The organism is Sphingobium sp. (genome assembly GCF_048594625.1).
Lineage (GTDB): Bacteria > Pseudomonadota > Alphaproteobacteria > Sphingomonadales > Sphingomonadaceae > Sphingobium.
This window is the reverse complement of the sequence record NZ_JBMDWL010000002.1, coordinates 1-9,633: the sequence shown is the minus strand read 5'-3', so window position 1 is coordinate 9,633 and position 9,633 is coordinate 1. Positions and strand designations below refer to the sequence as shown.

The window sequence follows — 9,633 nt, the reverse complement described above, 5'->3', positions numbered from 1 at the left end:
AGGCCGCATCCGCCAAAAGGCTGCACGCCCACGATCGCGCCGATGACGTTGCGGTTCACATAGATATTGCCCACCTTCACCCGCTGCGTCACGCGGGCGACGGTTTCATCCAGCCGGGTGTGCAGACCAAAGGTCAGGCCGTATCCGGTGGCGTTTATCTGATCGACCAGCGCATCCAGCCGGTCCCGCCTGAACCGCAGCACATGCAGCACCGGTCCAAAGACTTCGCGGCTGAGGTCGGCGATGGACTGGATTTCGATGATGGTCGGTGCGACGAAGGTGCCATGCGCCGCCGTGTCGGGCAGCGCGCTCTGTTCCACCTTGCGGCCCAGCGCCTTCATCGCGTCGATATGGCGGTTGATCCCCGCCTGCGCCTCTGCCGAGATGACGGGACCGATGTCGACTTTCAGCGCGTCGGTCCGCCCGATCCGCAATTGCGCCAGCGCGCCCTTCAGCATGGTGAGCGTGCGGTCAGCGACATCGTCCTGAAGGCACAGGATGCGCAGCGCCGAACAACGCTGCCCCGCGCTGTCGAAGGCGGATGCGATCACGTCGGCCACCACCTGTTCGGCCAGCGCGCTGCTGTCCACGATCATCGCATTCTGCCCGCCGGTTTCGGCGATCAGCGGAATGGGGCGGCCGGTGGGCGACAGACGAGTGGAAAGCTGCCGCTGGATCAGGCGCGCGACTTCGGTCGATCCGGTAAACATGACGGCGGCGGTTTCGGGCGCCGCCACCAGCGCCGCGCCGATCCGCCCGTCGCCCGGCAACAGTTGCAGCGCATCCGCCGGTACGCCCGCTTCGTGCAGCAGGCGCACGGCCTCCGCCGCGATCAGGGGCGTTTCCTCGGCGGGCTTGGCCAGTACGGGATTGCCCGCCACCAGCGCGGCGGCCACCTGCCCGGTGAAGATCGCCAGCGGGAAATTCCACGGGCTGATGCAGGTTACCGGACCCAGCGGCTGTTGCGCCGGGCCAAATGTGGTGCGTGCCTGCGCCGCATAATAGCGCAGGAAATCGATCGCCTCGCGCACTTCGGCGATGGCGTTGGGCAATGACTTGCCCGCTTCCCGCACGATCAGCCCCAACAGGATCGGCATGCGCGCCTGCATCGCATCGGCCGCGCGATCCAGCGCGTCGGCACGATCGGCTACCGGGCTGTTCGGCCAGAGCGAAGCGCCGGCGCGAATGGCGGCGGCGCGGGCATCCTCCGCGCTCGCTTCCCATACCGTGCCCACGATGTCGCGATGATCGGCAGGGTTCAGCACGGGGCGCGCTTCCCCTGCCCCGCCCTGCGGCGCGGCGGTCCAGCCGATGGTTGCGCTATGACGCAATGCGTCGCCAAGGTCAGCCAGCGCGCTTTCGTTGCTAAGGTCGATGCCGTCCGAATTGCGGCGGTCGGGATACAGGCCAGCGGGCGCAGCGATCTGATCATGCCGGTGCCCCGGATGCGCCATGGCGCGCACGACGTCGACCGGATCGGCAATCATCTCGTCAATCGACACATTGGGGTCGGCGATGCGATTGACGAAGCTGCTGTTCGCGCCATTTTCCAGAAGGCGGCGGACCAGATAGGCGAGCAGCGTTTCATGCGTGCCCACCGGAGCATAGATGCGACACGGCCGGTTCAGCCTGGCCGCACCGACCACCTGCTCGTACAGCGGCTCACCCATGCCGTGCAGGCACTGGAACTCATATTGGCCGATATGGAAATCCGGCCCGGCCAGATGGTGGATGGTGGCCAGCGTCTGGGCATTATGCGTCGCAAATTGCGGGAATACCGCATCGGGCGCCGCCAGCAGCTTCCGCGCGCAGGCGACATAGGCGACGTCGGTATGCACCTTGCGCGTATAGACCGGGAAGTCGGCCAGCCCATCGACCTGCGCCCGCTTGATCTCCGCATCCCAATAGGCGCCCTTGACCAGCCGCACCATGATCCGCCGTTCGGCACGGCGGGCGAGGTCGATGATCCAGTCGATGACGAACGGGCAACGCTTGCCATAGCCCTGCACCACGAAGCCCAGCCCGTTCCAGCCAGCAAGGTCGGGATCGGTGGCCAGGCTTTCCAGCAGGTCGAGTGACAGTTCCAGCCGGTCGGCCTCTTCCGCATCGATATTCAGGCCGATGTCATAGCTTTTCGACAGCAGCGCCAGCTGCTTCACGGCGGGCAGCAGTTCGCCCATGACGCGATCGGCCTGCGCCCGGACATAGCGCGGATGCAGCGCCGACAGCTTGATCGAAATGCCGGGACCGTCATAGATGCCACGCCCGTTCGACGCCTTGCCGATGGCGTGGATCGCCTGTTCATAATCGGCATAATAGCGCTTCGCATCGGCGGCGGTCGTCGCGGCTTCGCCCAGCATGTCATAGCTATAGGCAAAACCCTTCGATTCCATCTCCTTGGCGCGCTTCAGCGCTTCCTTGATGGTTTCGCCGGTAACGAACTGTTCGCCCATCATCCGCATGGCCAGATCGACGCCGCGCCGGATCACCGGTTCACCCGCGCGGGCGACAAGCCGGGTGAGCGCCGCGCCCAGACCGCGATCGTCCACGCTGCCGACCAGCTTGCCAGTCACGACAAGGCCCCATGTGGCGGCGTTGACGAACAGCGATTTGTCCCCGCCCAGATGCGAACCCCAGTCGCCATCGGCAATCTTGTCGCGGATCAGCGCGTCGCGCGTATCATTGTCGGGAATGCGCAGCAGCGCTTCGGCAAGGCACATCAGCGCCACACCCTCCTGACTGGACAGCGCATATTCCTGCACCAGCCCTTCGACCCCGGTCCCCTTGTGATTGGCACGCAGCGCGGTGACGAGCGTGCGCGCCGTGTCGGCAATGGCCGCGCGGCTGTCATCGGGCAGCGTCGCTGCGGCGATCAGCGGGGCCATCGCCTCCGCTTCGTCACGGCGATAGGCGGCGGTGATCGCGGCACGCAGCGGGATTGGCTGGCGAATGGCGGGGGCAAAATCGGAAAAGGGCTGGTCGGTCATGCGGGCATGAATAATCCAGATCAGATTTTCGTTCCGCCTTATCATCGGCCCATGAATGGGCAGGATGACTTTTTAAGCCGCCCCTGATAGGAAAACTGGATGGAGAATAAGCCTCTTTCCGTCGAATTGGATGAGTTCGACCGCCGGATCATAGCCGCTCTGGTCGAAGATGGCCGCATGACCGTGACCGATCTGGCCGCCATGGTGGGCCTGTCCAAAACGCCCTGTCAGGTGCGGCTGAAGCGATTGCAGGAGGCCAGGGTCATTCGCGGCTTTCGCGCCATCGTCGATCCGGCGAAGCTGGGCATGGACCATATCGCCTTCACCGAAGTGAAGCTGAGCGACACGCGGGAAGCTGCGCTGCGCGAATTCAACGCCGCCGTCCGCCGCATTCCGGAAGTCGAGGAATGCCATATGCTGGCCAGCAACTTCGACTATCTGCTCAAAGTCCGCACATCCGACATCCGCCGCTATCGCGTGGTTCTGGGCGAAAAGATCAGCGCCCTGCCCCATGTCGCCAGCACATCGACCTTCGTCGCGATGGAAACCGTGCTGGAGGCGGGGCACAGGCGCGCCAAAGGCAAATGATCGTTCAGCGTATCGACACCGACGGGATTGGGGTCAGTCGAACAGGTTGAGCGGGATCGCCTCCCCCATGGCCTTATACCCCCTGGGCGAAGGATGCAGCGAATCACCGTCGTCATAGGCAGGCAACAGATGATCGGGATGGGCCGGATCGCGGGTCACCCGGTCGAAATCGATCACCGCGTCGAAATTGCCGGGCTTCCTGATCCACGCATTGACCGCCTGCCGGTCCGCCTCGTTCCGGGCATCGGCATGATAATAGCCGTTGCCCACGAAGGGCATGACCGTTGCGCCGATCACCCTGATCCCCTTTGCGTGGGCGCGCGTGATGATCTGCTGATAGCCGCCGATGATGCGCGCGACATGCATTGCATGCGCTGCCCCGTCGACCGGCGCATCGCGGGTCAGCATGCCCAGATCGTTGACGCCTTCCAGCAGAACCAGATGCGTCACCCCCGGCTGCGCCAGAACATCGCGATCCAGCCGCGACAGCGCATTGGGGCCAAGGCCGTCGTCCAGCAGGCGGTTGCCGCCGATCCCCTGATTGACGATGGCGATATGCCGCCGCTTCGGGTCCGCCTGCAACCGCTGCGCCAGCACATCGGTCCAGCGGTCATTGCCGTTGGTGGTCGAACCCTTGCCATCGGTGATGGAATCGCCCAGCGCCACGATCAGCTTCACGGGTGCGCAACGTTCCACCTCCAGCGCGGCGAGGTTGAACCAATGGTCGAAACTGGCCGCGCCCGCCATCGCTTCGTCGGCCAGATGGTCGCCGGGCAGATGCCAGGACGTCGCCCGCGAGCCGGGATGCGACGTCTGTTCCGGTTCGCCATCATAGCGGATCGAAATGGCAATATTGTCCAGCGCCGCGGCGGGCAGCGAAACCGGATCGGACAGATAATCCGCACCGGCAGGAATGACGACTTCGGGCGCTCCGGCAAAGCGCAGCGAAATGAGCGTGCCCGGATCGATGGCGGGGGACGCGCTGCCCAATGCGCGGGCGATGCTGACTCCGGCGATGCGCAGCGGCTTCGTACCGGCCAGGTTGGACAGGCGCACCCGCCACCGGTCCCCCGATACGGATGGCCGCACGATCTGGCGCAGCGTCCGGTCGGCCAGCGTGCCTGCGGGCAACGCGGCGTCCCCCGTCGGCTGGAACTGGGACGATGCCCATCCCGCCACCCATGTCGGCGTACATGTCTTCGCGGCGGCGGGCATCGACGTCATGGCGGCGAACGACAGGATCAGGGCGGTCAGCGGGCGCATCATCATGGGGCTTTCGTAAATCATCTTCGGGTCGAACGGCGAAGAAAAAGGGCCGGCGTTGCGGCCGGCCCTGTCAGTGTCCCTTTGGGAAGGATCAGAAGTTGGCCCGGATACCGGCCAGAACCGATACGCCCGGATAATAGACCGAATAAGCGGCATTATCATATTCGAAGGTGGTGCGGATCGGCTCATCCGTGATGTTCAGCACGTCGAGCGTCAGGCGCATCGCCTTGTTGAAGAAGGGCAGTTCATAGCCAGCCGACAGGTCGAGCTGACCACGGGCATCGGCCTTCAGGTCCGCGCCGGTGATGCCGTTCTGCGGACCGTTCAGGGCGATCGACTTGCCGTTCCAGACATAGTTCAGGCTGACCGACAGGCCATGATTTTCATAGAAGCCCTGAAGGTTGTACGAATATTTCGACACGCCTTCCGCGACCAGACCCGACGACGACGACTGCTTGAGATAAGTGCCGTTGGCCGAGAAGCCGAGGCCCTTCACGAAGAAGTCGAGCGGCTGGACCCAGGTCGCTTCCAGACCCTTGATCTTCAGGTCGGACAGGTTGACCGGGCGGTTGACGGTGATCGGCAGATCGCCCACCGCCACGCCGGTGGCCGTCGAACGGTCGGTCAGGGCATTCTGCTGGGTCGACAGCAGGCTGCTGAACGGAATGTTGAGCGAACCGAAGGTTGCCTGCGTGGGCAGCGTGGTGGTGAAACCTTGAACATTCTTCATGAATGCCGACAGACCGACATAACCGATGCCACCGGTGTAGAATTCACCGCCAAGATCATAATTGTCCGACGTATAGGGCTTCAGGTCCGGGTTGCCCGCCGTCGCGATCAGCGCCGAAGGATCGGAGAAGGTGACGCCCGGCAGGATCTGGCCCGCATCCGGACGAGTCATGGTCCGCGACGCCGACGCACGCAGCTTCACATTTTCGGCGACGTCATAGGTCAGGTTGATCGACGGCAGGAAGTTTTCATATTTCGACTGCGACGTGATGTCGACGATCGTGGTGCCGACCTGGCTGGGACCGGTCACTTCCTGATTTGTGTGGGCATAACGCATGCCCGCATTGATATGCAGGTCGCGCCCGGCGATTTCGGTCACGCCATTCACTTCGAAATAGGCGCCCAGCACCTTTTCATCCATGTCGCCGGTCGCGCCGCCGGTCACCGCGCCGCGCGTTTCAGGCGCGGAGTCGCGGAAGCTGGCATAGTTGGTGGCCTGCTTGATGGCGTCGAAATCGGGCACGACGAAGCCAGCCTTCGACGAGCTGCGCAGATATTGTGCGATCTGGCCCGTCGTGATGGAGCCGGTGGCGCCGGTGCAGCCCGTGCCGCAAACCGACAGCTGATAGGCCGTGCTGTTGTCATAGGCGCGGATGGACCGGGTCGCCCGATCATAGGCCGCGCCGACCTTCACGTTGAACATGTCGTCGCCATACATGACGTCGAAATGCGCACCCTTGGTTTCGGTATGACGGCGAACCAGCTGGATGTTCTGGCGATACCATTGCCAGCTGCCATTGTTCGGATCGTTCAGGTCCAGATTGCTGGTGATCGACGGATAATCGCCGCCCTGATTTTCATAATAGACGTCCACGCCCGAATTGGGGGTCGTCTGGAACGCCCAGGTCGGCTGTTCGCGGAAGAAGCGGCTCTTCGACCAGTTGGCGCTCAGATTGATCTTCAGATTGTCGGCCGGTTCCCAGCTGACGCTGGGATTGATGTTCCAGAACTTCGTGGTCTGCTTGAAGATGCTGGATTCAAGGAAGAAGGACGAATTGGCGAAGGTACCGCTGGTGACAACATTGTTTTCGTCCACGGTCAGGCCGATCGGGATCATGCCGCCGGTCGACTGTGCGCTGGTGCCCGGTCCCGAATTGCGGACCTGCCAGTTCATGTTGACCTTGGTATAATCGCGGGTCGACTTGGCCCAGATGCCGTCCAGTGCGAAATGCAGTTCGTCGGTCGGACGCCATTCAAGCGCGGCCAGCGCCGAAATGCGCGAGCGCGTCCCTTCGGTCAGGGTTTCGCGGCCCAGACGCGGCAGCAATGCGGTGCTGAGCTGCGACCGGGTCAGGCCGGACGTCGCCACGACATTGACAGGCTGACCGGCTACCAGACCATGGCCCGCATTGGCAGGAACGACCGATGCCCAGGAAAAGTTATTGCCGCCAGCATCGGGAACGCCATTGACCGCGCCCAGATTGCCATCGGTCCAGCCGACCGTTTCGAAACCATCGATGCGCGTCTTGGTCTTCACGCCGGCGACGCCGACCAGAATGCCGAAGGTGTCGGTCGTGTGGCTGGCGACGATCGCGCCGCGCGGGCTGATCTTGTCATTGGGGCTAGTATACTGACCCTGCGCAACGACCGTGAAATGGGTGCCGGGCTTATCGAACGGCCGCGCATTGCGCAGGTTGACGGTGCCCGCGATGCCGCCTTCCAGCGTCGATGGCGACGGGCTCTTCGCCAGGTCGAGGCGGGTGAACAGTTCCGACGGGAAGAAGTCGAGATCGACTTCGCGGTTGGCGCTGCCGCCGTTGGTGCCGCCGTCCGACGCGACCTGAATCTGCGAACCGTTCAGGAGGACGCGGGTGAAGCTGGGGCCAAGGCCACGGATCGCGACCTGCGTACCTTCACCATTATTGTCGCGGCGCAGGCGCACGCCCGGCATGCGGTTCAGCGTTTCGGCAAGGTTGGTGGCGGGCAGCTTGCCAATGTCTTCGGCAAAGATCGAGTCACCGAAAGCGACCGCATCCTTCTTGGCATTGGTCGCGCTTTGCAGCGACCCGCGAATGCCGGTAACGACGATGTCGGCAACGTCATCGCCCTGCGGAGCGGTGGCGGCCTGCGGCGCGGCGTCCTGTGCCAGAACGGCCTGCGCAAAGCCCAGCGAACCGATCGCCGAAGCGGCGAACAGCGCGGTCCGGAAAATATGGGTACGTGAAGACATGAAACATTCCTCTCCCTGAGCGCCGCCCCCGACTCTCCGGTGGGCATAAACTGGTAGCGCTATCACTTGGGCCTCAATAAACCTGCCATCAGCTTTGTCAAGCCGTCCGAAGGTCAGCTATGGTAACGGTATAGGTGACTACGTTGTCAGCCCCGAAAATCGGCCAGCGCGCCCAGCGCGCCGCGCTTTTCCAACAGGGTCAGCCAATGGGTCAGCGATGCGTGCAGCCGTCCGTCCTGCGCCAGAATCGGCGGCACCACTGCGTCGAATGACAGGATTGCCGCGACAAGATCGGCCGGATTTGCCGCTTTGGACAAGGCTGCGGCGATCGACGCAGACAGCGGATCGTCCACGGTAAAGGCATCCCCCTTGTCGTCACGCCCGGCCTGCCACCTGATCCACGCGGCCGTCGCCAGCGACAGCGCATCGATCCCCTGCCCGGCGGCCAATCGTGCTGCAACAGGGGCCAGCAGACGCTGCGGCAGCTTCTGCGATCCATCCATCGCAATCTGTCTCGTTCGGTGTCTCAGCGTCGGATTGTCGAACCGCGCCATCAGTTCATGGCGATAGGCGGCGACGTCCAGTTCCGGTGGTGGCGACAGGGTCGTTTCCGCCTCATCCCACAAAGCTTCCACGAAATGGCGCGCTTCAGGCAGGGCCAGCACTTCATGCACATGGTTGATGCAGGCAAGCCCGCCCAGATAGGCGATGCCGCTATGCGCGCCGTTCAGCAGGCGCAGCTTGGCTTCCTCCCATGGGGCGACGGCGCCGGTCAGCTGAACGCCTGCGCCAAAATCGGGGCGCGGGCCGCAGAATCTGTCTTCGATCACCCATTGCAGGAAGGGTTCGGTCTTCACCATCGCCTGATCCTCTACCCCGATGCGGGTGGCGAGCGCAGCGATGTCTTCAGGCGTCGTGGCGGGTACGATGCGATCGACCATGGTTTCAGGGAAAGCCCCCTCCTCCGCGATCCAGTCCGCCAGACTGACGTCATGACGCCGCGCCAGTTCCAGCACCGCCCCCCTCAGCCGCGCGCCGTTGTGCGGCAGGTTGTCGCAACTGATTGCGGTGAAGGGCGGCAGCCCAGCCGCACGACGCATCGCCAGCGCCGCGACCAGATAACCGGGCGCAGTTTGCGGCGCGTCGAGAGACTGGAGATCGGCAGCCATCTGCGCGTCGCTTTCGATCAGCGCGCCGGTCGCCGGGTCGAGCTTATAGCCCTTTTCCGTGATGGTGAGCGTCACGATATGCGTGTCGGGCGACGCCAGCGCATCCAGCAGCGCCTGCGGCTCTTCCGGCGCGACGATCACGCGCTGGACCGCGCCGATGATGCGCGCCTGCTCGGCCGCGCCATCACGCACCAACATGGTGTAGAGGCCGTCCTGCGGCTGCATCTGGTCACGCACCGATGGCGAGCGCAGCGATGCGGCAATGATGCCCCAGCGCAGGTCGCCTGCGTTCAGCGCATTGTCGAACACCACAGCCTGATGCGCCCGGTGGAAAGCGCCGATGCCGATATGCACCACGCCACACTTCACGGCGCTGCGGTCATAGGCCGGGCGAACGACATCCGACGGCAGCGCCGCCAGCGTTTCAGTAGAGAGGCGCGTCACAGCTGATACGCCGCCTTGACGAGGTCATAGGCCAGCGCACGGGCAACCTCGAACGCCTCATCCTCCTCCAGCCGATGTTCGGCGACCAGCTGCGCCAGCCATGCGCAATCCATGCGGCGGGCGACATCATGCCGCGCCGGGATCGACAGGAACGCGCGGGTGTCGTCGTTGAACCCCACCGTATTGTAGAAGCCTGCCGTTTCGGTGGCGCGCTCGCGGA

The 9,633-nt window shown here is 64.0% G+C and carries 5 protein-coding genes and 1 pseudogene; 1 reads left to right on the top strand and 5 read right to left on the bottom strand.

Going from position 1 to position 9,633, the window contains the following annotated elements; all coding sequences use genetic code 11:
• On the bottom strand, nt 1-2,987 hold a 2,987-nt coding region (putA, locus tag ACOJSJ_RS00050), incomplete at its 3' end, for a bifunctional proline dehydrogenase/L-glutamate gamma-semialdehyde dehydrogenase PutA (RefSeq protein WP_420142937.1).
• Nucleotides 2,988-3,086: 99 nt separating this feature from the next.
• On the opposite strand from putA, the gene ACOJSJ_RS00045 reads away from it, so the two are divergent.
• Nucleotides 3,087-3,575, top strand: a complete 489-nt coding sequence (locus ACOJSJ_RS00045; RefSeq protein ID WP_420142936.1) for an Lrp/AsnC family transcriptional regulator — start codon at nt 3,087-3,089, stop codon at nt 3,573-3,575.
• A gap of 33 nt (nt 3,576-3,608) precedes the next feature.
• Here ACOJSJ_RS00045 and ACOJSJ_RS00040 read toward each other — a convergent pair whose 3' ends face one another.
• The 4 genes and pseudogenes from ACOJSJ_RS00040 to ACOJSJ_RS00025 all read right to left on the bottom strand — a co-directional run.
• A complete protein-coding gene (locus ACOJSJ_RS00040) occupies nt 3,609-4,841 on the bottom strand; it encodes an SGNH/GDSL hydrolase family protein (protein ID WP_420142938.1) in 1,233 nt (410 codons plus the stop codon).
• Between the two features lie 91 nt (nt 4,842-4,932).
• Nucleotides 4,933-7,800 (bottom strand): TonB-dependent receptor, encoded by a 2,868-nt coding sequence (locus ACOJSJ_RS00035; RefSeq protein WP_420142935.1) that lies wholly within the window; start codon nt 7,798-7,800, stop codon nt 4,933-4,935.
• A 146-nt stretch (nt 7,801-7,946) separates the two neighbouring features.
• Nucleotides 7,947-9,413 (bottom strand): mannitol dehydrogenase family protein, encoded by a 1,467-nt coding sequence (locus ACOJSJ_RS00030; protein ID WP_420142934.1) that lies wholly within the window; start codon nt 9,411-9,413, stop codon nt 7,947-7,949.
• A pseudogene (locus ACOJSJ_RS00025) lies at nt 9,410-9,633 on the bottom strand (glucuronate isomerase); the annotation flags it as partial. The gene ACOJSJ_RS00030 and the pseudogene ACOJSJ_RS00025, both read right to left, overlap by 4 nt.